Annotated in this window: 29 protein-coding genes; 12 read left to right on the top strand and 17 right to left on the bottom strand. The window is 59.6% G+C overall.

Going from position 1 to position 25365, the window contains the following annotated elements; all coding sequences use genetic code 11:
* Positions 1 to 20: 20 nt before the first annotated feature.
* From XMD517_RS11235 to XMD517_RS11215, 5 genes are all read right to left on the bottom strand, one after another.
* Entirely contained in the window at positions 21 to 647 is a 627-nt protein-coding gene (locus tag XMD517_RS11235; protein WP_254450030.1) for a LysE family translocator, read from the bottom strand.
* On the bottom strand, positions 644 to 1018 hold the full coding sequence (locus tag XMD517_RS11230; protein WP_173488267.1) for a GFA family protein: 375 nt from the start codon (positions 1016 to 1018) through the stop codon (positions 644 to 646). Before XMD517_RS11230 ends, XMD517_RS11235 begins: the two co-directional genes overlap by 4 nt.
* Before the next feature lie 177 nt (positions 1019 to 1195).
* Positions 1196 to 1765, bottom strand: coding sequence for a helix-turn-helix domain-containing protein (locus XMD517_RS11225; RefSeq protein WP_254450043.1), 570 nt, complete (start codon positions 1763 to 1765; stop codon positions 1196 to 1198).
* A 301-nt stretch (positions 1766 to 2066) separates the two neighbouring features.
* The gene (locus XMD517_RS11220) at positions 2067 to 2522 is read right to left on the bottom strand and encodes a GAF domain-containing protein (RefSeq protein ID WP_173488265.1); all 456 of its coding nucleotides are present in this window, start codon (positions 2520 to 2522) and stop codon (positions 2067 to 2069) included.
* Between the two features lie 70 nt (positions 2523 to 2592).
* The gene (locus XMD517_RS11215; RefSeq protein ID WP_173488264.1) at positions 2593 to 3771 is read right to left on the bottom strand and encodes an acetyl-CoA C-acyltransferase; all 1179 of its coding nucleotides are present in this window, start codon (positions 3769 to 3771) and stop codon (positions 2593 to 2595) included.
* Between the two features lie 156 nt (positions 3772 to 3927).
* On the opposite strand from XMD517_RS11215, the gene XMD517_RS11210 reads away from it, so the two are divergent.
* The 3 genes from XMD517_RS11210 to XMD517_RS11200 all read left to right on the top strand — a co-directional run bounded on the left by XMD517_RS11210 (position 3928) and on the right by XMD517_RS11200 (position 6716).
* Positions 3928 to 4275 carry an STAS domain-containing protein gene (locus XMD517_RS11210; protein WP_371732402.1) on the top strand — a complete coding sequence of 116 codons (348 nt, stop codon included), beginning with the start codon at positions 3928 to 3930 and terminating at the stop codon, positions 4273 to 4275.
* The gene (locus XMD517_RS11205) at positions 4265 to 4765 is read left to right on the top strand and encodes an ATP-binding protein (RefSeq protein ID WP_173488263.1); all 501 of its coding nucleotides are present in this window, start codon (positions 4265 to 4267) and stop codon (positions 4763 to 4765) included. The genes XMD517_RS11210 and XMD517_RS11205 overlap by 11 nt, the downstream gene beginning before the upstream one ends.
* A 364-nt stretch (positions 4766 to 5129) precedes the next feature.
* Positions 5130 to 6716, top strand: coding sequence for a gamma-glutamyltransferase family protein (locus XMD517_RS11200; RefSeq protein ID WP_173488262.1), 1587 nt, complete (start codon positions 5130 to 5132; stop codon positions 6714 to 6716).
* Between the two features lie 22 nt (positions 6717 to 6738).
* Here XMD517_RS11200 and hspQ read toward each other — a convergent pair whose 3' ends face one another.
* Complete coding sequence (gene hspQ / locus XMD517_RS11195) at positions 6739 to 7065, bottom strand: heat shock protein HspQ (protein WP_055192984.1); 327 nt, start codon at positions 7063 to 7065, stop codon at positions 6739 to 6741.
* Positions 7066 to 7299: 234 nt separating this feature from the next.
* On the opposite strand from hspQ, the gene XMD517_RS11190 reads away from it, so the two are divergent.
* On the top strand, positions 7300 to 7893 hold the full coding sequence (locus XMD517_RS11190; RefSeq protein WP_173488261.1) for a transglycosylase SLT domain-containing protein: 594 nt from the start codon (positions 7300 to 7302) through the stop codon (positions 7891 to 7893).
* Between the two features lie 49 nt (positions 7894 to 7942).
* Here XMD517_RS11190 and XMD517_RS11185 read toward each other — a convergent pair whose 3' ends face one another.
* The 5 genes from XMD517_RS11185 to XMD517_RS11165 form a co-directional block, all read right to left on the bottom strand.
* Positions 7943 to 8542 carry an outer membrane lipoprotein carrier protein LolA gene (locus XMD517_RS11185; RefSeq protein WP_173488260.1) on the bottom strand — a complete coding sequence of 200 codons (600 nt, stop codon included), beginning with the start codon at positions 8540 to 8542 and terminating at the stop codon, positions 7943 to 7945.
* Positions 8543 to 8803: 261 nt separating this feature from the next.
* Positions 8804 to 9151 carry a RidA family protein gene (locus XMD517_RS11180; protein WP_173488259.1) on the bottom strand — a complete coding sequence of 116 codons (348 nt, stop codon included), beginning with the start codon at positions 9149 to 9151 and terminating at the stop codon, positions 8804 to 8806.
* 99 nt (positions 9152 to 9250) lie between these two features.
* A complete protein-coding gene (locus XMD517_RS11175; RefSeq protein WP_173488258.1) occupies positions 9251 to 12322 on the bottom strand; it encodes a DNA translocase FtsK in 3072 nt (1023 codons plus the stop codon).
* Positions 12323 to 12333: 11 nt separating this feature from the next.
* Positions 12334 to 13515, bottom strand: coding sequence for an aminotransferase class I/II-fold pyridoxal phosphate-dependent enzyme (locus XMD517_RS11170; RefSeq protein ID WP_173488257.1), 1182 nt, complete (start codon positions 13513 to 13515; stop codon positions 12334 to 12336).
* A gap of 511 nt (positions 13516 to 14026) precedes the next feature.
* Complete coding sequence (locus tag XMD517_RS11165) at positions 14027 to 15355, bottom strand: amidase (protein WP_173488256.1); 1329 nt, start codon at positions 15353 to 15355, stop codon at positions 14027 to 14029.
* Positions 15356 to 15436: 81 nt separating this feature from the next.
* Here XMD517_RS11165 and XMD517_RS11160 point away from each other — a divergent pair, with 81 nt between their 5' ends.
* From XMD517_RS11160 to XMD517_RS11145, 4 genes are all read left to right on the top strand, one after another.
* The gene (locus XMD517_RS11160) at positions 15437 to 16663 is read left to right on the top strand and encodes an FAD-dependent monooxygenase (RefSeq protein ID WP_173488255.1); all 1227 of its coding nucleotides are present in this window, start codon (positions 15437 to 15439) and stop codon (positions 16661 to 16663) included.
* Positions 16664 to 16805: 142 nt separating this feature from the next.
* The gene (locus XMD517_RS11155) at positions 16806 to 17264 is read left to right on the top strand and encodes a MarR family winged helix-turn-helix transcriptional regulator (protein WP_173488254.1); all 459 of its coding nucleotides are present in this window, start codon (positions 16806 to 16808) and stop codon (positions 17262 to 17264) included.
* A complete protein-coding gene (locus XMD517_RS11150) occupies positions 17261 to 17638 on the top strand; it encodes a hypothetical protein (RefSeq protein ID WP_173488253.1) in 378 nt (125 codons plus the stop codon). The genes XMD517_RS11155 and XMD517_RS11150 overlap by 4 nt, the downstream gene beginning before the upstream one ends.
* A gap of 27 nt (positions 17639 to 17665) precedes the next feature.
* Positions 17666 to 17980 carry a monooxygenase gene (locus XMD517_RS11145; RefSeq protein ID WP_173488252.1) on the top strand — a complete coding sequence of 105 codons (315 nt, stop codon included), beginning with the start codon at positions 17666 to 17668 and terminating at the stop codon, positions 17978 to 17980.
* Positions 17981 to 18072: 92 nt separating this feature from the next.
* On the opposite strand, the gene XMD517_RS11140 is transcribed toward XMD517_RS11145, so the two are convergent.
* The 5 genes from XMD517_RS11140 to XMD517_RS11120 all read right to left on the bottom strand — a co-directional run bounded on the left by XMD517_RS11140 (position 18073) and on the right by XMD517_RS11120 (position 21229).
* Positions 18073 to 18267 (bottom strand): Trm112 family protein, encoded by a 195-nt coding sequence (locus tag XMD517_RS11140; RefSeq protein WP_055192973.1) that lies wholly within the window; start codon positions 18265 to 18267, stop codon positions 18073 to 18075.
* A complete protein-coding gene (locus XMD517_RS11135; protein ID WP_173488251.1) occupies positions 18264 to 18890 on the bottom strand; it encodes an LON peptidase substrate-binding domain-containing protein in 627 nt (208 codons plus the stop codon). The genes XMD517_RS11140 and XMD517_RS11135 overlap by 4 nt, the downstream gene beginning before the upstream one ends.
* A 25-nt stretch (positions 18891 to 18915) precedes the next feature.
* The gene (locus tag XMD517_RS11130) at positions 18916 to 19821 is read right to left on the bottom strand and encodes a co-chaperone YbbN (protein ID WP_173488250.1); all 906 of its coding nucleotides are present in this window, start codon (positions 19819 to 19821) and stop codon (positions 18916 to 18918) included.
* 153 nt (positions 19822 to 19974) lie between these two features.
* Positions 19975 to 20763, bottom strand: a complete 789-nt coding sequence (locus XMD517_RS11125; protein WP_173488249.1) for an exodeoxyribonuclease III — start codon at positions 20761 to 20763, stop codon at positions 19975 to 19977.
* 88 nt (positions 20764 to 20851) lie between these two features.
* Positions 20852 to 21229, bottom strand: a complete 378-nt coding sequence (locus XMD517_RS11120) for a VOC family protein (RefSeq protein ID WP_173488248.1) — start codon at positions 21227 to 21229, stop codon at positions 20852 to 20854.
* Between the two features lie 83 nt (positions 21230 to 21312).
* Between XMD517_RS11120 and soxR the strand changes: the two genes are divergently transcribed.
* Positions 21313 to 21777 carry a redox-sensitive transcriptional activator SoxR gene (soxR, locus tag XMD517_RS11115; protein ID WP_173488247.1) on the top strand — a complete coding sequence of 155 codons (465 nt, stop codon included), beginning with the start codon at positions 21313 to 21315 and terminating at the stop codon, positions 21775 to 21777.
* Positions 21778 to 21868: 91 nt separating this feature from the next.
* The gene (locus XMD517_RS11110) at positions 21869 to 22579 is read left to right on the top strand and encodes a VIT1/CCC1 transporter family protein (protein WP_173488246.1); all 711 of its coding nucleotides are present in this window, start codon (positions 21869 to 21871) and stop codon (positions 22577 to 22579) included.
* 174 nt (positions 22580 to 22753) lie between these two features.
* On the opposite strand, the gene XMD517_RS11105 is transcribed toward XMD517_RS11110, so the two are convergent.
* Positions 22754 to 23440, bottom strand: coding sequence for a response regulator transcription factor (locus tag XMD517_RS11105; protein WP_173487577.1), 687 nt, complete (start codon positions 23438 to 23440; stop codon positions 22754 to 22756).
* Between the two features lie 248 nt (positions 23441 to 23688).
* Here XMD517_RS11105 and ribA point away from each other — a divergent pair, with 248 nt between their 5' ends.
* Positions 23689 to 24780: a GTP cyclohydrolase II gene (gene ribA, locus XMD517_RS11100; RefSeq protein ID WP_173488245.1), complete on the top strand. Its 1092-nt coding sequence runs from the start codon at positions 23689 to 23691 to the stop codon at positions 24778 to 24780.
* A gap of 26 nt (positions 24781 to 24806) precedes the next feature.
* Positions 24807 to 25295: a L,D-transpeptidase gene (locus XMD517_RS11095; protein ID WP_173487607.1), complete on the top strand. Its 489-nt coding sequence runs from the start codon at positions 24807 to 24809 to the stop codon at positions 25293 to 25295.
* Positions 25296 to 25365: the final 70 nt, after the last annotated feature.

The raw sequence follows: 25365 nt of genomic DNA, 5'->3' as shown, positions 1-25365 counted from the left end.
AGTGTTCTTTGTTTCTGTGTTCAGTTGAGGGCCAGCCGGGCGGCCAGCGCGCCGAAAATCACGGCGGAAATGCGGTTCATGAGACGGGTGGAGCGACGGATACGGTCAGCAGCCAGCCCCGCGAACACGCCGATCAGCGCGTCCGCGACAAACCCTCCGATGGCAAGGATCACGCCAAGGATCACAATCTGGTGCCATTCCGGCCCCACCTCGGGGCGAATGAATTGCGGCAGGAAGGCGAGGATGAAGAGGATCACTTTGACGTTCAGGATATTGGTGACAAACCCGCGCCGGAAGGCCCGCCAGAGATCGGCACGACCTTCGCGGTCAGACACGACCTCGACGGAGCGCCAGCTGGTCCAGGCAAGCCAGGCCAGATAGGTCGCCCCCGCATAGCGGATCAGGTCCAGCGCAATGGGGGAGGCGGCAATCACCACCGCAAGCCCGGCGGCAGCAAGGGTCACGTGGCACAGCAACCCCAAGATAATGCCTGTTGTGGCCATCACCCCGGCCTTTGCCCCGCCTTTGATCGACGATGCGATGATGAACATCATGTCCGGGCCGGGGGTGACATAGAGGATGATCGACGCTCCGATAAAGGTGACAATCACCCATGGATCCATGGCAAAAAGGGTCTCAAGCATCATTGATCCTCCTGCGGCAAGCCATCGGCAATCTGGTAGTAATCCCCCTTGTCGGCCACAAAGATATGTTTCTCGAGCACAACGCCGGTCGGTCCATCCACCGCACCAAGTGAGAAGCTGATATTGTCCTCGCCGACGCCCTGCCAGAACAGGAAGGCACCACATGTGGGACAGGAGCCACGACTGGCCTGTGGGCTGGCCTGATACCAGCTGACAGGGCCGGAAATGCTGATCTCCTGCTCAGGCACCTGAGCAGACGACCAGATCCCGCCCGACTGTTTACGGCATTGCGAGCAATGACACATCGAGGCCCCTTTGGGTTTGGCATCCGTTTCAAAATGAATAGCGCCGCAGAGGCAGCTCCCCCTGATCATCTTTTTTCTCCAGTCCAGTCCTTCAAGCCAGTTCCCCCAAAAATCCCCGTTCAGAGGGACACCCCCCTCTGAACGAGGTCAGTTGGCGTCGATTTCTCGACCCACCGGGAGTTTGACCCGCCACACAACCAACGGCGGTATCAACGGTGTCTTGGCGCCTGATTTTCATCGGCATACTCAGTAAACCGGAGGTGCGATCACCCAGATCGCCACCGCCGGTTCGTCATAGGGATTTGCCCATTCATAAGGTTCATGCTTGATGCGAAAACTGTCCCCCGGCCCCACGGTGAAGGAGCGCCCACCAATCACCAGATCAAGCCTGCCGGAGATCATGTAACCCACCTCTTGCGTGGGTCGATTGGCTGGGGTCTGCATCGCAGATTTCGGGGCGAACGTGGAATGCACCATTTCAAAGTCATCGGTCAGGTCCGGCGACAGAAGCTCTTCGCGCAGCCCCTCATCGCCAGATCCCATCGGACGGCGGCTTCCCTCTCGCACCACATATCCCTTTTCCTCTGCCGGTGCAGAGGCATGGGCAAACAGGAGGGACATTGGCACGCCCAGGACCTCGGCAATGGCACGCAGGTCGGAAATCGCAGGATCCGACATGTCGCGTTCCACCTGACTGAGCCACCCCACGGAACGGCCCAATTGATCTGCCAGCTCGGTCAAGGTCAGGCTGCGCTGCTTGCGAAGCGCGCGCAGGTCAGCCCCGAGGCTTTGCGGTTTGGTCGGATCGGTTTGCAGCACGTCGTACCCTTTCCTTTGGCCCGGCGGGACGCTGCCCTTCAGGTTTGACGCCAACATGAAATGAAGCGTGAAATTTTCATGCTTTTTTTCACGATGGCGTGGATAGGGGTGTCATGCAAACAAAAAAACGACATTCAGTCCGTCGCATTTGGGAAAGGTCTGGCAGCTTTCCCCCGTGTGCTGGCGGCCTGATATGAACAGGCGTGGGGGAGTTTACACAGCCCATCAAGGGGCGCTGCCCCTCGCGCTTGCGCGCTCACCCCGAGGTATTTTCAGCAAGAAAAAGAAAATTAGGTGGTCAGCGCGCAAAGGTGGCGGCGAGGATTTGAGAGAGTTTCTCTGCGTCCTCCTCAGTAAAGGCCGCAGGCTGGTTGCTGTCGATATCAAGCACCGCGATGACATCCCCCGTCCGGTTGTGAACCGGCAGGACCAGTTCCGATCGGGTTGAGCTGGCACAGGCGATGTGGCCGGGAAAGGCATCGACATCAGGAACCAGCTGCACCTCTCCGGTGCGCGCGGCCGCACCGCAAACACCGCGCGAAAATGGGATCGCGAGGCAGCCATGACCGCCCTGATAAGGCCCGATCTTCAACAGCCCCGGTTCTGTGACACGGTAAAACCCGGTCCAGTCGAACCGGTCATCCGCGTGGTGCAATTCACAGGTCACCGTTGCCATCAACGCCACATCATCGGTTTCACCTTCGGTCAGGGACGCGATGGTTTTGGCGAGGTCGGTATAATTGACACGGGGCATGGGGGCTCCTGACTTTGCAGCAAAAAGGGCGCGGAACCATGCCGCGCCCTTTCCCTTATAAGTTCAGCGATCAGTCGCGTTCAATTGCAATTGCAGTGCCTTCGCCGCCCCCAATGCAGATTGCGGCAACGCCCCGTTTCAACCCGCGCTTCTCCAGCGCATTCAAAAGCGTCACGATAATGCGCGTACCAGAGGCGCCAATCGGGTGGCCCAGCGCGCAGGCACCGCCATTCACGTTGACCTTGTCGCGAGACAGCCCAAATTCATGCATAAACGCCATCGGCACCACGGCGAAGGCCTCGTTCACTTCCCACAGGTCCACGTCTTCGGCTTTCCATCCCAGACGGTCGAGCAGTTTTTGCGCCGCAGGCACAGGCGCGGTGGTGAACCAGCCCGGTTCCTGAGCGTGGCTGGCATGGCCCACAATACGCGCACGGATCTTGAGACCCGCCGCCTGCGCCGCCGCCTCTGACGCGACAACCAGCGCCGCGGCCCCGTCGGAAATCGACGATGCATTGGCTGCGGTGACCGTTCCATCTTTCTTGAAAGCAGGCTTCAGCGCCGGGATCTTTTCGGGCCGGGCGTTGCCGGGCTGCTCATCTTCGCTGACAACAACTTCACCCTTGCGGGTCTTGATGGAAACCGGAGCAATCTCGCCCTCAAAGCCCCCGGATTTCTGTGCCTCCAGCGCATTTGACAGCGATTTCAGCGCATATTCATCCTGTGCCTCGCGGGTGAACTGAAACTTCTCGGCGCAGTCCTCGGCAAAGGTGCCCATCAGGCGACCCTTGTCATAGGCGTCTTCCAGACCATCAAGGAACATATGGTCCACCACGGCGCCATGGCCAATGCGGGCCCCACCGCGCATTTTGGGCAGGATATACGGCGCTTCGGTCATGCTCTCCATGCCGCCAGCAACCATGATATCGGTGGCGCCCAGGGCCACCTGATCAAAGGCAATCATCGTGGTCTTCATGCCGGAGCCGCACATCTTGTTCAAGGTTGTCGCAGGCACGTCCTGCCCAAGCCCGGCGGCAAAACCGGCCTGACGCGCAGGGGCCTGTCCCTGACCGGCGGGCAGCACACAGCCCATCAGCAACTCTTCGATCTGGTCCGGCTTGGCACCTGCGTCTTCAAGAGCAGCCTTGATCGCGGCACCGCCCAGCTCAGACGCGGTCACACCGGTGAAAGCCCCCTGAAAGCCCCCCATCGGGGTACGAGATGCCCCGGCAATCACAACATTCTTCATGGCCCTCTCCAATTCCTTGAAATTCCTGCCTTCCGCTTACCGAATGGTAACGATCCACGTCTAGTCTCATTCGAAAGTGACCCGCCGTAACAACGAGATCCAAACGGATTTATGCGGCGGAAGAGAGAGTGAACCCACACCGTAAGGAGATTTGACGTGCAACTGACCTTTGAAGATTTCGGCCAAACCCGTGTCATCACCATGGGCGAAAGTCGTATTGATGCTGCGATTGCAATTGCGTTCAAAGACAAGATGCGAGAGCTGACCGATGGAGGTCCAAAGCGTAACATTCTGGACATGACAAAGGTCGATTTCATTGATTCCAGCGGACTGGGTGCCGTCGTGGCCTCCCTTAAACAAGTGGACGCAGACTCCAAACTTGAACTGGCCTGCCTGTCGCAAACCGTCACACGGGTGTTTCGACTGACCCGCATGGACACTGTTTTCACCATCCATGCCGACCTGCAATCCGCCTTGGATGGCGGCATGGAAAATGCAGTTTGAAAGCCTGTCATTCATGGGCCACGCACGCGATCTCAATTCTGGCACCACAGCGGCCACACATTCCGGGCTGAACTTGGTTTTTCCAGGTGACGCGTTGGCCGTGCGCGACGCCTTGCAATCTATAAGGGATCAGTTGGAAACCCTTGGTATCCGTGACGACATCCAGGGCACCTTGGAAATTGTCTTGGCTGAAGCCCTGAACAACGTGGTGGAACACGCCTATCGCGACCTTTCAGGCGTAATCGAGGTGAATTTGCACCGGCAAGGCAGTGACCTGTGGATCAGTATTCTGGATGACGGGCACCCGATGCCGAACGGTGATCTGCCGGAGGGCGAACCCTATGATCTAGAGCAGATGGATGGCAATCTACCCGAAGGGGGTTTCGGGTGGTTTCTCATTCGCGAGTTAACACAAAACCTAAGCTATGATCGTAGCGGCTCCCAGAACAAGATGACCTGCTCCATTCCGCTGGAGAACAGCCTGTCCTAAAGCTGGCCTGTTTACAAATGGATCGCCCAAACGCTCCCATGACTTTCGGGAGCGTTTTCTCTATCTCTTACACGTCTTCAACGATCAATTTGATTTAACTACATTGGGAAACTTACACACTCGCCCCCAAATTGCCCCAGTTCCACCCTTTTGCAGACAGAAACAAATGACAATGTGATCTGGTAGCGTAAGAGCTTGCCCCGATGCCGCAAATCACAGCCCCCACCCAGTTCGCGGCGTCGGGGAATCACGCAACGCATTTTCCGATCAGTGATATCGCGCAGCGTCAGGACGGTTTGAAATCCCGACAATGATCAGTAAGATCACGCTATCCTCCCATCATCAACCGTGTTGAGGTTTGAACTTGCGCGATTTTCATTTGCCAGGACGCTCCCCTGTTTTTGCCCCCAACGCGATCTGTGCAACATCCCACCCTCTTGCGGCCCAGACAGCACTCGACATCTTGAAAGCCGGGGGAAATGCGGTGGACGCAGCCTTGGCCGCAGCTTTTCTACTGGGGATCTGCGAACCCGCCATGGCGGGAATCGGTGGCGACTGTTTCGCACTTTTGTCTCCCCCAAATTCTGACGAGGTCATTGCCCTGAACGGCTCAGGCAAGGCGCCAGCGGGTTTGAAGGCAGAAACCTTGCGTCAGTCAGGCCACAAGGCCATGCCCCTGCGTGATGCCCAATCCGTCACTATTCCGGGCGCCATCGACGCCTTTTGCCGCCTGTCCGCAGATTGGGGTAAGCTCGGGCTTGAGCAGATCCTTGCCCCCGCAATCCATTACGCCGAACAAGGTATCCCGGTGGCCCCACGGGTAGCGTTCGACTGGGGCATCGCCGCCCGCAGCAATATTTTGCGGGGGGCCGCCGCGAGCTTTTATCTCAAATCCGGGCACGCGCCCTTGCCCGGCGACCTTTTTCGCGCCCCAAAGCAGGCCGCCGTTTTGCGCCGTATTGCGCAACATGGACGGGAAGGTTTCTACACCGGCGAGGTGGCGCAAGATATGGTGGACAGCCTGCGCGCGCTCGGGGGAGCCCACGAGATGCAAGATTTTGCCAAAACGGCAAGTTTCTATACAGATCCGATTTCCGGTTTCTACAAGGGAACTGAGTTGGTTGAGCACCCCCCGAATGGGCAAGGTGCAACCGCGATTCTCATGGCCAAGATGCTGGAGTGTTTCAATCTTCCGGATCTGCGCGCGGAAGGTGCGGCCCGCATCCATATTGAGGCCGAAGTGGCAAAGCTGGCCTATGACGCCAGAGACCGTTTCATCGCCGACCCATCCCTGTCCACACGGCTGGACCACATGATATCCACCGAGACCGCAGAAAAACTTGCCGCGCGCATTCACCCAACAAAGGCTATGCACTCAACCGCTAAGATTTCAGAGGCGGTTCACAAAGATACGGTTTACCTCACGGTGGTCGATCAGAACCTGATGTCTGTTTCGCTGATCTATTCGATTTTCCACAGCTTCGGATCCGGATTGGCATCAGATAAATTCGGCATTCTGTTTCAAAACCGGGGCGCAGGCTTCAACCTGATCCCCGGTCATCCGAACGAAGCTGATGGTGAAAAGCGACCGATGCACACGATTATCCCGGGGATGATTCGCCAGCATGGGAAAGTCATTCTGCCCTTTGGTGTCATGGGGGGGGCATACCAGCCCACGGGACATGCCCGTTTCCTCAGCAATCTGGTGGATTACGGCATGGATATTCAGTCCGCCATTGATGGTCCGCGGGCATTTGCCGATGGAAACATATTGAAGCTGGAGCGGGCTTATCCGGACAGCGTGGCCGCCAGATTGGTTGAAATGGGACACCGTGTTGAAATCCCAGAGGTCCCGATCGGTGGTGGACAGGCCATTCGGATCGACCATCAAAGAGGCGTCCTGATGGGGGCATCAGATCATCGAAAAGATGGGTGCGCTATTGGTTACTGATTGAAAACAAAGGGATTTATGATCAGTTCAGTTGAAAATGCAGCGGGTATTGCCCGTCCTCAAATTCACCGAACATATCAGGCAGATCAGGGTGGCTCACCGGCTCTCCGGAATAATCCGCAATCAGGTTCTGTTCGGATACGTAAGCCACATAATAGCTCTGATCGTTTTCGGCGAGCAGATGATAGAAGGGCTGATCTTTTGAGGGGCGGCTGTCCTCGGGGATGGCGTCATACCACTCCTCGGTATTCGAAAACATGGCGTCGACATCAAAAATCACCCCGCGAAACGGATGTTTGCGGTGGCGCACAATTTGGCCCAAGTGATATTTCGCGTGTGTCTTCAACATCTTTTAGCCCCTACATCCGTTACTACCGCGTTAACACCCGAGCGTCCATGCATGGAGGCCGGAAATATTAGAAACAAATTGTCCTTCTTCAGCAGGTAGCAACTTTCCGCCTCTCCTTCGAGCCGTCTTACGCATCATCTCTCGCCCCCCTCATTTGTGATCAGTTGGTCCGTTTTCAAGCCCTTGCAAACCGTGTATGCTGGGACCAATAACAAACAATAGCGAGTTAGGCAGATGAGCAGCTTTCTTCGCACCGTAGTCATCAGCGGCCTTGTTTTAGGCGTCCTCGCAGCCTGTGGCGGCGGCGGATCAAAGGCACCACGCAATCTGGACAACGCGTGCAGCATTATCAAACAAAAGCCCAAAATTTATCGGGCGATGAAAAAAGCCCAGCGAAAATGGGGGGTTCCGGTGCATGTGCAGATGGCCGTGATCCATCAGGAATCAAAATTCGTGGCCGATGCCCGCACCCCGGTGAAATATGTTCTGGGCGTCTTGCCAATGGGACGGCAGAGCTCGGCCTATGGCTATGCGCAGGCTCTGGATGCCACCTGGAAGGAATATCAGCGGACAGAAGGGGGGCGCGGCGCCAAGCGCACGGACATTCGCGATGCCACGGATTTCATGGGCTGGTACATGACCGAGACCACGCAGGTGACCGGGATTCCCCTGTCGGATGCGCGTGGGCAGTATCTGGCCTATCACGAAGGGCGCACCGGATATCTGCGCGGTAGCCATAATGGGAAGAGCTGGCTTTTGAACGTGGCGAACCGTGTTCAGGACCGCTCTTACATGTATCGCTCGCAGCTGGCGGGTTGCCGCCGTTAAGGCATCTCCGGCCCCATCCAAATCGGAAAGGGGCCGGTAATCCATTGATTTATTGTCTTTTTCTGATCTCTTGATTGATTGAAAACAGCTTATTGGGCAGATCGCCCCCCTTGTTCAACTCCCCAAGTATCACTGTCGTTTCAGTGCCGCTGTCGTCGGTGATGATCCATTGACGCAGCTCTGTCGGGCTGGAGGTGAACATCAGTTTGATATTGCCATATTGCGGGTTGTCCGGGTCCTGTGCGGTGATGGTCGTGGCGGTGCCGTCATAGCTGTGCCCCGTCACCATTTTGGCGCGCGACAGGTCAACCGTCTTGGCGAGGATCACGGACAGCGGTGTGCGGCTGAGCGGATATTGCGACGGTCCAGCATTGGATTTCCCATCAAAAACAGCAACTTGCTGACTTCCCACAACGACAAGAGCCTTTTCCGGCGGGTTATATTCAAACCGGGCCTTCCCTGGCCGCTTGATATAAAACGTCCCGGTGGACAATGTCCCATCACCATTCAACTGGGTAAATTGCGCCTTGGCGGTCTGCAACCCATTGAGATAGCTTGAGATTTCCTTCAGCGAGAGTTTCTCGGCCAGAGCGGGTGCCGCGCTGAGCATCACCCCGGCGGCGGCAATCATCATACGAAAAGCGTTCATACATCCTACCTTCTGTTCGGGACCAGTTTGCCCCTTTTCCACAGAGGATTTAACCCCGAACCTCGCGTGATAGGCGATAACATGCGCGTGTCATGCCACGTCATCACCGGGGGAATTCGGATACAACCGGAATGTGACCCCAGCCCCGTAAAACTTTAAGGTTTTTAAGCTCTTCAAAAGGCAAAGTTTAAAGTTTCTGACGGTGAAATTTCGGAACTTTAAAGTTTTGCGCCGCGGCAAAGGGGGCCACGGCGCAAAAGATCACTCGTCGTAAGCGGCGGTGATGATCACCTCAACCTTGAGATCCGGGCTGGCAAGATGGGCCGATCCGCAGGCGCGCGCGGGCGCGTGGCCCTTAGGCACCCAATTGTCCCAGACCGCATTCATCTCGTCGAAATCTTTCATATCATCCAGCCAGATGATCGCCTGCAGCATCTGTTTGGTCGACGATCCTGCCTCTTCCAGCAGCGCCTCAACCCGTTGCAGGCATTCGCGGGTCTGGTCCGCCACGCTGTCGCCGGGATTGCCGACCTGGCCACAGAGGTAAACCACCCCTTTATGTTTGACGATCTTGCTCATGCGATCGCTGGTGTAACGTCTTTGAATCATGTCTCTGCCTCAGGAATGCGCGACGCGAGTCGCGGGGGTCTTTGTCGCCCCCTACGCTCGGCGCTTTAGATTAATTTTTAGTTGTTTTTGAACGATCCGTTATTGCTGCTCCGGGATCAGAATCTCGCGCTTGCCCACATGGTTGGACGCCGACACCAGACCTTCGTCCTCCATCTGTTCAACCAGACGCGCGGCCTTGTTGTATCCGATGCCCAGTTTGCGCTGGATGTAAGAGGTCGAGCATTTGCGATCCTTGATCACAATCGCCACCGCCTGATCATAAAGCGCATCTTCGCCGGTCGTGTTACCGCCCGTGTTCAGCCCCAGCACCGCATCGATATTGTAGGCCTTGTCGTCATCCGGGCCGTCAATCACGCCACCGATATAGTCAGGTGGGCCATAGGATTTCAGATAGGTCACGATTTCCTCGACCTCTTCATCCGACACAAATGGCCCATGCACGCGGGTGATGCGCGCACCGCCCGCCATGTAGAGCATGTCACCCATCCCCAGAAGCTGCTCAGCGCCCTGTTCCCCCAGAATGGTGCGACTGTCCACCTTGGACGTCACCTGGAACGAAATCCGGGTGGGGAAGTTGGCCTTGATCGTACCGGTGATCACGTCGACCGATGGGCGTTGCGTGGCCATGATCAGGTGGATGCCGGATGCCCGCGCCATCTGCGCAAGCCGTTGAATACACGCCTCGATTTCCTTACCCGCGACCATCATCAGGTCGGCCATTTCGTCGACGATCACCACGATATAGGGGATTTTCTGCGGCGCGAATTCCTCGGTCTCAAAAATCGGTTCGCCGGTATCATCGTCAAAACCGGTCTGCACTGTGCGCTCGAACATCTCGCCTTTGGCCAGCGTGTCGGCAACGCGCGAGTTGTAGCCTTCGATATTGCGCACACCCATCTTGGACATCTTGCGGTAGCGATCTTCCATCTCGCCCACCACCCATTTGAGCGCAACCACGGCCTTTTTCGGGTCGGTCACAACGGGGGAGAGGAGGTGCGGGATGCCGTCATAGACGGACAGTTCCAGCATCTTCGGGTCGATCATGATCATCCGGCATTCTTCCGGTGTCAGGCGGTAAAGCAGCGACAGGATCATCGTGTTGATCGCCACAGATTTACCGGACCCGGTGGTGCCTGCAATCAGGAGGTGGGGCATTTTGGCGAGGTTCGCGACAATGGGGTCACCGCCGATATCCTTGCCCAGCGCCAGCGGCAGACGCATGTTGGCGTCCCCGAAATCACGGGTCGAGAGGATCTCACGCAGGACCACTTTTTCGCGGTTGTCATTCGGGAGTTCGATACCGATCACCGAGCGACCCGGCACGGTGGACACACGGGCCGAGAGCGCGGACATCGAGCGCGCGATATCGTCAGCCAGGCCAATCACACGGCTGGCCTTGAGGCCCGGCGCGGGTTCCAGCTCATACATGGTGACCACGGGGCCGGGACGGACCGAAACGATCTCACCTTTGACGCCATAATCATCCAGCACCGTTTCCAGCATCCGCGCGTTTTCTTCCAGCGCCTCGTCAGACAGGTGATGGCGGTCGATGGTGACCGGATCGGTGAGCAGGCCCAGTGGCGGAACTTCGAATGCCGGGCGATTGTCGTCGAATTTCAGGCTGGGCTGGGCTTCGGCCTTGGCCTGGGTCGAGGGTTGTGCGGGTTTGCGGGTATTGTGCTGAACCACTTTTTTGGCGGGCGTCGAGAACCCGGCCTGGGGCGGGGTATAGACGCGCGGAATTTCCGCCGGTGCATCCATCAGGTTTTCCACAACCAGATCGTCCTCTTCCTCGGTCATATGCGGGGCGGGGGCGACAGGAATGGCGGCAGGGACCGGCGCGGGCATGACATCGGACAGGGTGTCATACGGCATCGGCATCATCTCATGATCCGCCATGGGATCATCCATCAGCGGGGCCTCAACCATCGGGGCTTCGGGCGTGGTGTCCAGGATCATCGGGTCCGGCTTGCGACGGTGGCGCGCCACGGCGCGTTCCAGCGGCGGCTCATTGCGCATGGCACCGGGGGCATGGGGGATCGGGGCATGGCGGGCGCGGTTTTTCAGCGCATTGGCCACCTTGGCCTTGATGCGATCCTCTCCGCCCAGACCTTCAGGGATCTCGCCTTCAAAGGCGGGGTTCTCCACCAGTTCCGGCGGGGGTGTCGGCTGCGCACGGCGCATGATTGCAGCCAGAAGGCCGGGTTTCTGCACCGGTTCCGGCGCGGGGGCCGCCATCAGCAGATCCGGGTCCTGCGACAGCGCAGTTGCGCTCATCGGCGGCTCAACATGGGCCGGTTGCATATGGGTTTCAGGGCGGCGCACCCGTGCGGCCCGCAGCGGCGGCGGGGCGGCGAAATCTTCCTCATCAATCAGGCTGTCTTCTGCCGCTTCGGCGTGCCCGCGTTCTTCGGCGCGGGCCATTTTGCGAGCCTGATGGCGCGCGTAGAGCCCCTTTGCCGTCACCGATGCCCCCACGGCGGCACCTTTTGCGGCCCCTTTGGCACCACGGCCCAAGAGCGACATCACGCCGGCGTAGCTCATGATCAGGCCAAACAGCAGGAAGTGGCCAATCCGGCTTGCCTCAGCCTTGTTCAGACCCAGCGCATAGCCCAGCACCACCAGCGTAGCGCATGCGGACACAATTGACATCAGCTTCAGCCCAACCCCGGTGGTGACCGGCAGGGCCGCCAGGAACGCGCCCAGAACCGTATCCCCAAACAGACCACCCAATCCGAAGCTGTGGGTCCACTCAGGCCCCGGCACCAGGGTTGAGGCGTAAACAGCAGCAACCGCGACGGCAATCGGGGCGAAAATCCCCCGCGAAACGGCCCGCTCGCTGCCCATGTGGAACGCAAAACGCCCCCCCCAAACCACGAGGATCACCGGCAGAACCCAGGCGCCCAGACCAGAAATCACCGACAGCGGTGAGGCGATGAACGCCCCCACCAGCCCCAGCGCATTTTTCGCAGGCGCATCGGTTGCGGACATCCAGCCCGGATCCTCGGGCGAGTAGCTGCCCAGGATAAAGGCGATGACAATCCCGGCCACCATCAACCCGATGCCGATCAGTTCCTTGCCACGCTTTTCGATCACCGCCTGGGTGGTGCTGTCAAAGATCGGATTCCGTTGCTTCGCCTGAAACGCCATTTCGCCAAACCTCACGTATAGAGACAGTCACGAAGCTGGATCAGCCCGCGCCGCATTTCTTCTTTTGGGGCCACCATCGCGGCCCGAATATAGCCTTTGCCGGGGTTGAACCCGTCCACGTCGCGCGACAGATATGCGCCGGGCAGGACCCGCACGCCGGTCTCTTGCCAAAGCTTCACGGCGGCGGCCTCTCCATCCTCGACCGGCAACCAGAGGAAGAACCCCGCCTCGGGCGACATGTATCCGGGCACACCGGAAAACACCTCATCCGCGATGGTATATTTCTCCTGATACAGCGCGCGGTTCTCGGCCACATGCACGTCATCCGACCATGCCCGTTCCGACACGCGCTGAAGGGGCAGCGGGATCGGCGCGCCCGCATAATTGCGCAGGCGGCGCATCCGCGCGATGCTTTCCGGCCCGGAGGCGACAAACCCCGAACGCAGCCCCGGCAGGTTGGAACGCTTTGAAAGGGAATGGAAAATCGTCACCCTTTCAGGATCCGCCCCCCCTTCCTGCGCCACGGCCATGGCACCGGCGGGTGGTGTGTCACGGTAGATCTCGGAATAACATTCATCCGCGAAAATCTTGAAATCGAACTTTTCCGCCAGCTGGATCAGATTGGCCCAGTAATCGCGGTCCGCCACCGCGCCCTGCGGGTTGGCGGGCGAGCAGATATAGGCCACTTCGACCCGGTTCAGCACCTCGGGCGGCAGGCTGGTGTAATCCGGCAGATGGCCGGTGGCCTCGGTTGCGTGCACGAACATCGGCTCCGCCCCGATGCTGCGCGCGGCCACGGCATAGACCTGATAAAACGGGTTCGGCGTCAGCACAATCGGCTGCTGCCCGCGCGAGGTTTCCTCGGGACAGAGCGCCAGAAGCGCGTTGTGCAACCCTTCGCGGGTGCCGTTCAGGGCCATGATCTGCCCCTCGGGCATGTCCACGCCATAGCGGCGTTTCAGAAAGCCCGAGATGGCCGAGAGCAGTTCGGGCGTGCCCTCATTGGTCGGGTAGCGCCCAAATTCATCGGCGTGTTCATTGATGATGCCCATCACCCAATCGGGGAAGGCGTGTTTGGGTTCGCCAATGGTCATATGCACAGGATCGCCCCCCGGATCGAGGTGATCCAGAAGCGCGCGCAGGCGCGGGAATGCATAGGCTGGCAAGCCGGAATACCGCTCGGGAAACGTCATTTGGAACGTCTTTTTTCTGCCTCAGATATCGGGATCATGTCGCCCCGTTTTTATCCACAATAGGCCGCAAATTTGCCGCGGTCCAGAAAAACCCCATTATTTTCGCGCGTTGCGACAGGAAGGTGTGGTTTTTTGGTCAGTGGGGGAGGGAGAGTGTTGGCACAAAGGTGGCAGCGCGAGGCGGGGCGGTCGTGCGCCAGGGACCCGCCAATATCCGCTCTTATGACGTTTTGTTCATCTCGATGAGCCGTTCAAAACAGAACTCGCAAAGCAGGCCTATCTTGGCAAATGCTTCGGTCTCATCATTCCATTCTTCACCATGGTTCATGAGAAATTTGTCACATTCCTCACACCATCCGTTGTATTGCCCGTCTTCATCGCGAACAAATACCAGCCCTCTCTTACGCCCGTCGTGCAATGAGGTTAGAGAGTGAGAGCACGCATAGGCCGGATTTGACGGGCCATGCAGATTGCAGTGAACTGTCTTTTCTTCTGGTGATCCCATCCGTCCCTACCCCAGCGCCTTTTCCGCCGCAGCGCCCAACCGCAGCAGGCGTTCTTCTGCCATTGGTTCCCCCAGGAGCATGATGCCGGTTGAGGGCAGGCCGGTGGGGAGCGTCAGCCCGCTGGATCCCACCAGGTTGCCGATACGGGTGTTTCTGAGCGCCCAGAGGTTTTCCTCGACGTAATACTCACTATCGGTCAGCAGGCGCTGCATGTTGGGCGGCAGGATGGTTGAGGTGGGCAGGACCACGGCGTCAAAGCCTGCGGTTTGCGCGAGGAACTGCGTGCGCATCTGATCGAGCGCCTGCCAGGCCTGCACAAACTCCACCCCCGAAAACTGTCCGCCCGCCCGGAACCGGTCACGGATTTCGGGAAACATCAGGTCGGGCTGCGCTTCGATCTGGTCTTTCCAGGTGCCGTAGGCTTCGGTGGTGAACAGCACGCCGGACAGGGCCAGCGCCTCTTCCACCACCGGCAGATGGGCGCGGGTGATGTCGGCGCCATGGTCGCGCAGCCGCCCGATTGCGGTTTCAAAGCCCGCGCGCGGGGCGTCGCGGGCATTGTCCAGCCCGTTTTCCAAGACCATGAGCCGGACGCCGGAAAGCGTGGCCCCGCGCAGGTCAGCTTGCCTGCCGCCTTCAAGCGCGGCCAGCATCAAAGCGGCGTCTTCCACAGTGCGGCAAAGCGGGCCCACCGTGTCGAAACTTTTGACCAGCGGCACCACGCCCTTCAGGGACAGGCGGCCAGAGGTGGTTTTCAGCCCGACCAGATCGTTCCACGCAGACGGGATCCGCACCGACCCGCCGGTGTCCGACCCGATCCCGCAAGGGGCCAGATCAAAGGCGACCGAGGTGGCCGCACCGGACGAGGACCCGCCCGACACGGCGTCCGGGTCATTCACGCAAGGTGAGGTGGCCGTGACCGGGTTGAGGCCCAGACCCGAGAAAGCCAGCTCGCTCATATGGGTTTTGCCGAGGCAGACCAGCCCCTGTGCGGTGGCGTTTTTCAAGACCTCGGCATCCTCGGTCGGGATGCGGTTTTTCAGGAGCGCAGAGCCCGCCTCAGTCGCGACCCCCGCCGTGTCAAACAGGTCTTTCCACGACACCGGCACGCCATCAACCAACCCCAGACGCTGGCCAGACCTGGCGCGCAGGCTGGCCGCCTTCGCCTCGGCCATCGCACGCTCCTCGGTCAGGCGGGCATAGATCCGGTCGGCAAAAGGGTGCGCGCGGATTGCCTCAAAATAGCTGCCAGCCAGATCCACCGGGTCGATCTGCCCCGCGCCAATACCGCGCCCCAGATCCCCCACAGACATTTTCAACCACGCACGGCTCATGACATTCTCCTCATATCCGCAGGGACGGTAGCGGCAGGATCGCACATGGACAATCCCCCGTAATCGCGCGAGAAAGGGGGCATGAAACTGGATGCTGATATTCTGATCGTGGGTGGCGGGCTGAATGGCCCGGCGCTGGGGCTGGCGCTGGCGGATTGCGGCTTTGACGTCACCATCGTGGACGCAATGCCCAAGGGCACGCGGGGGGCGGATGATTTTGACGGGCGCGGCTATGCGCTGGCGCTCGCCTCGCAACGCCTGCTTTCGGCGATTGGCGTCTGGCCCAAGGTGGCCCCGCATTCCCAGCCGCTTCTGGATATCCGCATCTCGGACGGGCGCGCGGGCGAAGGCCCCGGCCCGTTTGTGCTGGAATTTGACCATGCCGAGATCGACGAAGGCCCGATGGGCTATATGGTCGAGGACCGGTTTCTGTCCCGCGCCTTTCTGGACGCGGTCGAAGCGCATCCCAAGATCACCCTGATTGATCAGGAAACTGTGGTGGCGCAAGAGGTGGGGTCGGCCTCTGTCACGCTGACGCTCGGGTCGGGTAAGACACTCACCGGGCAGATTGTGGTGGGCTGTGACGGGCGGCGCTCGGGCACATGCGAGCGGGCGGGGATCAAACGCTGGGGGCATGATTACGGTCAGACCTCGCTGGTCTGCGCCGTGGACCACGCGCTGCCCCATAATGGCGCGGCACATCAGTTTTTCATGCCCCCCGGCCCTCTGGCCATCCTGCCGCTGCCGGGCAATCAAAGCTCGATCGTCTGGACCGAAAGCCACGCGGAAGCCGCGCGCATTCAGGGGCTGGATGACGCGGGCTATCTGGACGAGCTGCGCCCGCGCTTTGGATCGTTCCTGGGTGAGATCGGACTGGCCGGGAAACGCTTCACCTATCCCTTGAACTTGACCGTGGCCGAGGCATTTGTGTCTGACCGTCTGGCACTGGTGGGAGACGCGGCACATGGGATGCACCCGATTGCCGGGCAGGGCCTGAATGCGGGGTTGAAGGACGTGGCGACGCTGGCGGAAGTGCTGGCGCTGGCGAAGCGCCGTGGCGAAGACATTGGCCGGATCGACGTTCTGGAACGGTATCAGCAATGGCGGCGCTGGGACGTGATGCAGATGGTGGGCGCAACCGAGCTGACCAACCGGCTCTTTTCAAACGACAACCCGATCCTGCGCGCCACCCGCGACATCGGACTGGGGGTGGTCAACGCCTTCCCCGGCCTGCGCCGTGGTTTCATCCGCGAGGCGGCGGGGTTGACCGGAGATCTGCCAAAACTGTTGCAGGGGCGGCAGATCTGACCCTACCCCCTTGGGGCACCTTGCGAATTAAGCCCTAAAATACTCATAGATTACAAAGATTTAACACCCTCTCAAGCAGGGGTAAGAAAAATTTTCAGCCCCATCTCTTGAATTTATCCCTAGTTAGGGGTAAATATCCGTCATGACAAACGAGAAACACATACGAGAAAACCAAACCCTGGTTCTGGCGTTGCTGCGCAGTCAGCAATTGTTCATGCGTGCGATGGGTCCCGTGTTTCGTTCCGGCGGCCTGACGGCCCCGCAATGGGACGCCCTGGAAACGCTCAGCAACAAGGGGCCCCTGTCGATCAATGACCTGATGCGCCTGACGCTTTCAACGTCCGGCAATCTGGATGTGGTCGTCAAGAACCTGATCCAGGCCGGATGGGTGGAAAAAACCGTCGATGAAAACGACAGGCGGGCGCGGGTTTTGCGCCTGACCCCGGCGGGACATGAAAAAGTGGCAGAGTTTATGCCGACCCACAACCGCGCCCTGGAGCAGGTGTTCGCGGGCATCAACGCCCAGGACAAGCGACAGGCAATCAGGGTGCTCAACCAGCTTCGTAAAAAGCTGCCTCAATCCGAGAAAGACAAACCATGACCAACAAAACCTTCCTGACCGCACATGGCGTGATCTACATGTTTTTCGCGCTTGCACTATTCTTTGGCCCGACCCTCCTGTGGCCAAATTATGGTGTGCAGCTGAATGACCAATATGCCGTCTTCCTATCCCAGCATAACTCAATCTTCCTGGGCGGGATCGGCATCATCAGCTTCCTGTTTCGCCATGTCGAAAACAGCAGCTCCGCCGCACGGTCGATCCTGACCGGCCTGATCTGGACCAACCTGCTGGGCGTCATCATCACGCTTTACGCGGGCTTTACCGGTATTTTCACCGGGTTCGGCTGGTCGGACCCTGCCTTCTTTGCGCTGCTCGCTGTTCTGAGCTTCGTGCAGCTTGGCAAGAACAAATAATCCCAACCCCCATCAAGGAACAAGAACATGAGTATGTTGAAAATCTGGGACCTGCACATGACCTATGACGGTCCGATCACCAACGAGTTTCTGCAAGGCACCAAACAGCTTGCTGAAAGCATTGCCGAAGAACCGGGCATCATCTGGAAGATCTGGACCGCCGAAGAGGGCACAAATCACTACGGGTCCACCTACTTGTTTCGCACCCGCGATGATCTGGAAACCTACAAGGCCATGCATATGAAGCGCCTGGAGGGCATCGGGATCAAAGTGACCTCGGATCATGTGTTTGACATTATGGAAGAGGTCAGTGCGATCAACAACGCCCCGCTTGCAGGGTGACAACTTTCCGCCGGGCGCCTGCGCAAAATGCCATGGCGCCCGGTATGGCACCCGGTGACGTTTTCAGCCGGGGGCGGGAAGTGGCACGCGGCTCACCCCTCCAGTTTACGCGCCTCATCCACCAGCATCACCGGGATCCCATCACGGATCGGAAAGGCGATTTTGGCAGCTTTGGAGATCAGCTCCTGTGCCTCGGCGTCATAGCTCAGCGTGGTCTGAGTGACCGGGCAGACCAGCGCTTCGATCATGTGGCGGTCAACCTGGGGGGCGGATTTCTGATCAGTCATTGCAGGGTCTCATCTCCTTCCCTGCTGCGCAGGGCAATTTCCATTAGCGCCTCGAGGGTCTCACGGCGAGTGGTCAGTGATGGTGCCTCAAGAAGCGCCTGTTTGTCTTCGGGGCCAAACGGGCAAAGCGTGGCCAGGGCGTTGATCAGCAACTCATCTTCCGCCTCTTTCAGACTTTCCCAGTCCGATTGCAACTCTTCCAGCGCAAAATAGCGCGCCAGAAGATCCAGAAAAGCGGGGCGCTTCATCCGGGGGTCCCGTTCAGGCTTCCCAAGATCGCGATCAAAACAGGTCCAATTGACGCGCGCATGTTTGTAGGGGGTGAACCCGTCCTGCACCCCAATCAGACGAAACCGCGATACCCCGGTCAGCGTCACCATGTATCGCCCGTCTTCGGTTTCGGTAAACGATGTGATCCGCCCGGCACAACCAATCCCGTGCAGCGCCTCGCCCTGCGGCTGGACCATGCCAATCAACCTCTCCCGCGTCTTCAGCGCATCCTCAAACATCGCCAGATAGCGTGGCTCGAAAATATGCAGGGGAAGACGACCGCGCGGCAGCAAAAGCGCCCCCGCAAGCGGGAAGATCGGCACGGTATCGGGCAGGTCAGCAGCGGTGATCATACCCTACCCTACCCCGCGGATCCGATTACACCAAGATCATTGACGCCAGTTTGCGCCGCCCGTTCAGGGCCACGGGATCATTTGCGGCAAGCGCTTCGAAAATTGTCAGCAGCTGGGCTTTGGCCGCGCCCTCATTCCAGTCACGATCACGGCGGAAAAGCTCCAAAAGCTCGGCCACAGCCGCCGCGCTGTCCCCCGACGCACTCAACGCCACCGCCAGATCAAACCGCGCCTGGTGATCATCATCATTGGCCTCCACCCGCGCCCGCAGCTCAGCCACCGGCCCCGCATCCTCAGCCTGCCGGGCCAGTTCAATCTGCGCCCGCACCGCTTCGATGTCTGGGGCCGATGAAATCTCGGCCGGGGCGCCATTCAACACCGCCTCCGCCTGATCCAACTGGCCAAGGGCAATCTGCGCCCGCGCCAGCCCACCAAACGCAGCGGCCGAGTTCGGATCCTCCTCAAGGATTGCCGCAAAGGTCTGGGCCGCATCTTCCACAGCGCCCACCTCCAGCATCTCCTCCGCCGCCGCAATCGCTTCGGAAAGACCGCCATCCCCGCCAAGATCAGCCACCCGGTTCACAAACGCCGCGACCTCGCTCGGCGGCAAGGCGCCCTGAAACCCATCCGCAGGCTGGCCCTGCCAGAACGCATATACCGTCGGAATAGACTGCACCCGCAATTGCCCGGCGATCATCTGGTTCTCATCCACGTTGATCTTGATCATCCGCACCCGACCCTTGGCAGCCGTCACAGCCGCTTCCAAAGCCGGCCCCAGCTGCTTGCACGGCCCGCACCAGGGCGCCCAGAAATCAACAATCACCGGCACCTCTTTCGAGGCCTCAATCACGTCCTGCATGAAAGTGGCTTCGGAACTGTCCTTGATCAGATCAGCAGCGGGGGCGGCAGTTTGGCCGAGGTCAAGTTCCATGACGATGCATCCTTATGTTCCGATAAACGGTCTTGCGTTGCCCCTTAGATGGCGCAACCCCACACGCCATGCAAGGGCCACCCCCGGAACCGGGCTTTTTTCTTGCTGAAAATACCTCGGGGTGAGCCTCGAAGAGGCGAGGGGCAGCGCCCCTTACAGGTCAAAACTCGCAAAAACAGGTGCGTGATCCGACGGCTTCTCCCAGCCACGTGCATCCCGCAAAACCCGCGATCCATGCCCGGCATTGGAAATATCCGATGTGGCCCAGACGTGATCCAGCCTGCGCCCTTTATCCGCCGCGTCCCAGTCCCGCGCCCGATAGGACCACCAGGAATAAAGCTGCCCTTCGGGAATATCCTGCCGGGTCACATCCACCCAGCCCGCGGCCTCCTGCACCTCGCCCAGCGCCTCAACCTCAACCGGTGTATGGCTGACCACTTTCAAAAGCTGCTTATGCGACCAGACGTCATCTTCCCGCGGGGCGATGTTCAGATCCCCCACAAGGATCGACTTGCCCGGCTTCTCCTTGAGAAAATGATCCCGCATCCCTGTGAGATAATCGAGCTTCTGGCCAAATTTCTCGTTCACCTCGCGATCCGGCACATCGCCGCCCGCCGGGACATAGAAATTGTGGATCGTGACCCCGTTTTCCAGCTGCCCCGCAATATGGCGCGCGTGCCCCAGATCGGCAAAGTCAAAGCTGCCTGCCTCGACCATCGGCAGGCGCGACAGGATCGCGACACCGTTATAGCCTTTCTGCCCCCGCGCCACCATGTGCTCGTATCCCAGCGCACGAAACCCCTCCATCGGGATCTTGTCGACCGGGCTTTTGCATTCCTGCAGGCACAGCACATCCGGCGCTTCTTCCTTGAGCAGCTTCAGCACAATCGGTTCGCGCAGGCGGACCGAGTTGATGTTCCAGGTGGCCAGGGTGAAGCTCATGTTATCCTCCGGTTTCGCGCGTTCGGGGCCACCCTACACCGAGAAACATATGGGGAACAGGGGCGAGTTTCCCCCGCCCCCCATTTCATCACGCATAGGATACCACTTCCCATTCCACGCCATCATGGTCGTCGAAATAGAACCGCTTACCCGGTTCGTAATCGGCGTGATTATGGGGCACAAATCCTGCGGCCTTCACCCGTGCCTCGGTCGCGTCGATGTCGTCCACAACAACACCCACATGGTTCAGCCCCGCGCGGGTTGTATAGGAATGCTGCGGATCCTTCATCTCCATATTGGGCGTGTAGAGCGCCACATAGGACCCCTCGTCGCCCACATGCGCGGTGTATCCGCCCGACATCGCGTCCCCCTGCCAGCGGATTTTCCACCCAAAGACAGCCCCCAACCAGGCGGCGGTGGCTTTCGGGTCGCTAACGGTGACATTCACATGTTCTAAAACTGCCATTTCGGCCTCCTTTTTTCGTTGCGACTCGGTTGATAATTCCTAAAGCTAACTTTAGCTCAAGCTATTTCTTTCGGAGACCCTTCATGGAGCGCAGAAACGAGATTTCCATTGGCACATTGGCCAAACGCACCGGGCTCGCCGTGTCGGCGATCCGCTATTATGAAACCCAGGGGCTGGTTGCGCCCGAGCGCAATGCGGGCGGGCAGCGGCGGTTTCTGCGATCAGATATTCGGCGTCTGAGCTTCGTGATGATCGCGCAGAAATTCGGCTTCACGCTTGAGCGCATCCGCGAGGTCATGACCCGTCTGCCGCAAAGCCGCACTCCAACCGCGAGGGACTGGACCGAAATCTCGCAGGATTTCCGCGCGGAGCTGGACGAACAGATTGCCGCCCTGACCCGGCTTCGCGACAAGCTTGACGGGTGCATCGGTTGCGGCTGCCTTTCGCTGGATCGCTGCGCGCTTTACAACCCCGATGACGTGGCCGCCGACAAAGGCGCCGGCCCCCGTTACCTGATGGGGGATGAGGCGGTGAGGCCAGAGGATTGACGCCACGCCGACACAACAATCCCGCCTGCTTGATCTGCCTTAAGGCAGATGGCGGCGCAGACCCTCAGACTGGGTCCGAAAGAGGTGCCGCATGTCAGAGCATGGCCACAGCCCACAGGAAATCGCCGCCCGCATAGGCGCCCCGCCCGGGCGCGGCGTTCTGCGTGATGCGGTTTATGGCGCCATTGACGGATCCGTCACAACCTTTGCCATTGTGGCTGGTGTGGCGGGTGCCGGGCTATCCCCCCTCATTATCGTGATCCTCGGGCTGGCCAATGTGCTGGCCGACGGGTTTTCGATGGCCGCCGCCGCCTATTCCGGCTCCAAGGCGGAACAGGACAATTATCGCCGCCTGCGCAGGATTGAAGAGCGTCACATCGCCACCAATCCCGAGGGCGAATGGCGCGAGGTGCGCGAGATTCTGGCCCAGAAGGGTCTGTCGGACCACATTCTGGACGAGGCAACCGATGCGGTAACCCAGAACCGGGAACGCTGGATCGCCCTGATGATGGAAGGGGAATATGGGCTGGGCGGGCTGGATCCCAATCCCCTGCGCTCTGCCACCACAACCTTTCTGGCATTTCTGGTCGCGGGCATGGTGCCGCTTCTGCCCTTCATCTTCCGGCTGGAGGGGGCCTTTACCCTTTCTGCCTGGATGACCATGGCGAGCTTCTTTGCCATCGGCGCGCTGAAAAGCCACTGGTCGCTGAGCCCCTGGTGGCGCTCAGCCGGGGAAACGCTGCTGATCGGCGGGGCGGCGGCGGCGCTGGCCTACGGGGTGGGAACATTGTTCAACACCTGATCCAGACTGGCGCAGTCCTGCCCCAGCCTGCGCCCCCAACCATAGCATAAATGGCCAGGCAGAAAAAAACCCGGGCACGATGGCCCGGGCAGTCTGACAGGGAGGATGTGCCGTTATGCGTTTCCGATCAACGGAAATGCACGCCCCGGCACGGGGGAGGTTCTGGTGGCAAAGTCAGCCGTTCAGGCGATAGCCACCGCTTTCGGTCACCAGAATGCGCGCGTTTGAGGGATCGGGTTCGATCTTCTGGCGCAGACGGTAGATATGTGTCTCAAGCGTGTGCGTGGTCACACCCGCATTATAGCCCCAGACCTCGTGCAACAGCACATCGCGGGGCACCACACCATCTGTGGCGCGATAGAGAAATTTCAAGATGTTGGTTTCTTTTTCCGTCAGCCGGATCTTGCGATCATCCTCGGTGATCAGCATTTTCGTGGCCGGTTTGAACGTATACGGCCCAAGCTGGAACACCGCATCTTCGGATTGTTCATGCTGGCGCAGCTGGGCGCGGATGCGGGCCAGAAGCACCGGGAATTTGAACGGTTTGGTCACGTAGTCATTGGCGCCTGCATCCAGCCCCAGAATGGTGTCGGCATCGGTATCATGGCCGGTCAGCATAACGACGGGACATTTCACACCTTGCTTGCGCATCACCCGGCACAGCTCTCGCCCATCGGTGTCCGGCAGCCCCACATCGAGAATCACCAGATCATAGATCGCCTCTTTCGCCTTCACGATCGCCTCGGCGCCGTTGCCGGCCTCAAACACGTCGAACTCTTCCGTCATCAACAGCTGTTCGGCAAGCGCCTCACGCAGGTCCTCATCATCATCCACCAGCAGGATTTTCTTCAGATTCGACATTTCGCTCTCCCTTTTTGTTGGGCCGATCAAGGCAGCAATCACGATTGCGTTTTCCAAGACATGTGCCGCCCACACGGGTTTGACAAGCATTGCAACAGATCCTTCACGCCCTCGTGTCCAGGGGGCGATGATTTCGTGGGAAATGTTTCAATTCATTGCATCGCGCCCCGGCAATCTGATGCAAAAACCTTGAAAAGCCGTTTCCCTTATCCCGCCAAGCCCCTAAATATGGGCGCAAGGAGTGCCCCATGACCCGTTTTGCGGACCTGATCCCGGATCTGAACGAACTGATTGCCCGCGCCCGTGCCGATCTGCGCATGGGGGTGCCGGTGGTGCTCATGCAAAATGGCCGCGCCGTCATTGCCGCGGCGGCCGAGACGCTGGCCAGCGCCCGCCTGCGCGAATTGCGTGGATTGGGAGAGCCGGTGCTGGCGATCACCACCCGCCGTGCCGAGACGCTCAAGGCCCGCGCCTATTCCGACAAGGTGGCCCGTGTGACGCTGCCGGAGGAGGCAGACACCCGCTGGATCGCCGCCATTGCCGATCCGGCCGACGACCTGACCCACCCGATGAAAGGCCCGCTCAATACAAAACGTGGTGGCGAGGACGGGCTTGAGGCGCAGGCCGTGGCCCTGGCAAAATCCGCACAGCTCCTGCCCGCCGCGTTGGTGGTCGAGATTGAAGAGGCCGAGGAGCTGGCCCGCACCCATCTTCTCACCGTGCTGAAGCTCACCGATGATCATGTGGCGGCGCTGAACCTTGTGCCGATTGTTCATGCGCGCCTGCCAATGGCGGCGTCGGAAGCGGGACGTCTGCATATTTTCCGCCCCGTAGACGGGCGCGAGGAACATTACGCAATCGAAATCGGTCGCCCGCCACGCGATGAACCGGTTCTGACACGGCTGCATTCCGCCTGTTTTACCGGTGACGTTCTGGGCAGTCTGAAATGTGACTGCGGCCCGCAACTGAACACGGCCTTGCGCCGGATGGGAGAGGCCGGCGCCGGGGTGCTGCTTTACCTCAATCAGGAAGGGCGCGGCATTGGGCTTGCCAACAAGATGCGCGCCTATTCGCTGCAGGATCAGGGGTTTGACACGGTCGAAGCCAACCACCGGTTGGGGTTCGAGGATGACGAGCGCAATTTCGGCATCGGGTCGGAGATCCTCAAGACCATGGGGTTTTCCGCCGTGCGGCTGATGACCAACAACCCGCGCAAGGTCGAGATGATGCAGGCCACCGGGATTGAGGTCACTGAACGTGTGCCGCTGAAAGTGGGCGAAGGGGCACATAACGCCGCTTACCTCGCCACCAAGGCGCGCAAATCCGGGCATATCCTGTGACGCGCCTGCTGCCACGTCGGCAGGACATGCTGGTCACCCGCTGGGGTGCACGGTTCATGGGGCGCAGCATTCCCTGTTCCATCGGACGTGGCGGCCTGACCGATGACAAGCGGGAGGGGGATGGCGCCACACCGCGCGGGATCTGGGAGCTGGCGGCCGGCCTTTATCGGGCGGATCGGCGTGCGCACCCGGCCAGCCCGCTACCCTTGCGTCCGATCGGTCCGTGGGATCTTTGGTCAGACGATCCTGATGACCCGAATTACAATCACCCGGTCCGCGCTTTGCGCTATCCGCACAGCCACGAACAGCTTCGTATGGCGGCCCCGCTTTACGATGTTTTTCTGATTTCGGATCAGAACTGGCCTGACGCCGTGCCGGGAAAGGGGTCTGCCCTGTTTGTGCATAACTGGCGCCGTCCGCGGTTTCCCACAGCGGGCTGCATTGCTTTTGCAGCGAACGACCTTAACTGGATCCTTGCCCGCTGGCAGGCGGATAGCCGTATCCTTGTGCGGTAAGGTATGTGTTTCAGCGATGGATCGACCAGCAACCGGGGGCGCCTGCGCTTTCGCTTCGGCGCGCTGTCGG

Origin of the sequence: Aliiroseovarius sp. xm-d-517 (genome assembly GCF_013283135.1) — a bacterium.
Lineage (GTDB): Bacteria > Pseudomonadota > Alphaproteobacteria > Rhodobacterales > Rhodobacteraceae > Aliiroseovarius > Aliiroseovarius crassostreae.
The sequence above is the reverse complement of the archived record's forward strand: the minus strand, read 5'-3'. Positions and strand labels throughout refer to the sequence as shown.

Bases quoted from the DNA above. Each gene is read 5' to 3' on its own strand.
- XMD517_RS11235 (WP_254450030.1), bottom strand. From the start codon at position 647: ATGATGCTTGAGACCCTTTTTGCCATGGATCCATGGGTGATTGTCACC.
- XMD517_RS11230 (WP_173488267.1), bottom strand. From the start codon at position 1,018: ATGATCAGGGGGAGCTGCCTCTGCGGCGCTATTCATTTTGAAACGGAT.
- XMD517_RS11220 (WP_173488265.1), bottom strand. From the start codon at position 2,522: ATGCCCCGTGTCAATTATACCGACCTCGCCAAAACCATCGCGTCCCTG.
- XMD517_RS11215 (WP_173488264.1), bottom strand. From the start codon at position 3,771: ATGAAGAATGTTGTGATTGCCGGGGCATCTCGTACCCCGATGGGGGGC.
- XMD517_RS11205 (WP_173488263.1), top strand. From the start codon at position 4,265: ATGCAGTTTGAAAGCCTGTCATTCATGGGCCACGCACGCGATCTCAAT.
- hspQ (WP_055192984.1), bottom strand. From the start codon at position 7,065: ATGTTGAAGACACACGCGAAATATCACTTGGGCCAAATTGTGCGCCAC.
- XMD517_RS11190 (WP_173488261.1), top strand. From the start codon at position 7,300: ATGAGCAGCTTTCTTCGCACCGTAGTCATCAGCGGCCTTGTTTTAGGC.
- XMD517_RS11185 (WP_173488260.1), bottom strand. From the start codon at position 8,542: ATGAACGCTTTTCGTATGATGATTGCCGCCGCCGGGGTGATGCTCAGC.
- XMD517_RS11180 (WP_173488259.1), bottom strand. From the start codon at position 9,151: ATGATTCAAAGACGTTACACCAGCGATCGCATGAGCAAGATCGTCAAA.
- XMD517_RS11175 (WP_173488258.1), bottom strand. From the start codon at position 12,322: ATGGCGTTTCAGGCGAAGCAACGGAATCCGATCTTTGACAGCACCACC.
- XMD517_RS11170 (WP_173488257.1), bottom strand. From the start codon at position 13,515: ATGACGTTTCCCGAGCGGTATTCCGGCTTGCCAGCCTATGCATTCCCG.
- XMD517_RS11165 (WP_173488256.1), bottom strand. From the start codon at position 15,355: ATGAGCCGTGCGTGGTTGAAAATGTCTGTGGGGGATCTGGGGCGCGGT.
- XMD517_RS11160 (WP_173488255.1), top strand. From the start codon at position 15,437: ATGAAACTGGATGCTGATATTCTGATCGTGGGTGGCGGGCTGAATGGC.
- XMD517_RS11155 (WP_173488254.1), top strand. From the start codon at position 16,806: ATGACAAACGAGAAACACATACGAGAAAACCAAACCCTGGTTCTGGCG.
- XMD517_RS11150 (WP_173488253.1), top strand. From the start codon at position 17,261: ATGACCAACAAAACCTTCCTGACCGCACATGGCGTGATCTACATGTTT.
- XMD517_RS11145 (WP_173488252.1), top strand. From the start codon at position 17,666: ATGAGTATGTTGAAAATCTGGGACCTGCACATGACCTATGACGGTCCG.
- XMD517_RS11140 (WP_055192973.1), bottom strand. From the start codon at position 18,267: ATGACTGATCAGAAATCCGCCCCCCAGGTTGACCGCCACATGATCGAA.
- XMD517_RS11135 (WP_173488251.1), bottom strand. From the start codon at position 18,890: ATGATCACCGCTGCTGACCTGCCCGATACCGTGCCGATCTTCCCGCTT.
- XMD517_RS11130 (WP_173488250.1), bottom strand. From the start codon at position 19,821: ATGGAACTTGACCTCGGCCAAACTGCCGCCCCCGCTGCTGATCTGATC.
- XMD517_RS11125 (WP_173488249.1), bottom strand. From the start codon at position 20,763: ATGAGCTTCACCCTGGCCACCTGGAACATCAACTCGGTCCGCCTGCGC.
- XMD517_RS11120 (WP_173488248.1), bottom strand. From the start codon at position 21,229: ATGGCAGTTTTAGAACATGTGAATGTCACCGTTAGCGACCCGAAAGCC.
- soxR (WP_173488247.1), top strand. From the start codon at position 21,313: ATGGAGCGCAGAAACGAGATTTCCATTGGCACATTGGCCAAACGCACC.
- XMD517_RS11110 (WP_173488246.1), top strand. From the start codon at position 21,869: ATGTCAGAGCATGGCCACAGCCCACAGGAAATCGCCGCCCGCATAGGC.
- XMD517_RS11105 (WP_173487577.1), bottom strand. From the start codon at position 23,440: ATGTCGAATCTGAAGAAAATCCTGCTGGTGGATGATGATGAGGACCTG.
- ribA (WP_173488245.1), top strand. From the start codon at position 23,689: ATGACCCGTTTTGCGGACCTGATCCCGGATCTGAACGAACTGATTGCC.
- XMD517_RS11095 (WP_173487607.1), top strand. From the start codon at position 24,807: ATGCTGGTCACCCGCTGGGGTGCACGGTTCATGGGGCGCAGCATTCCC.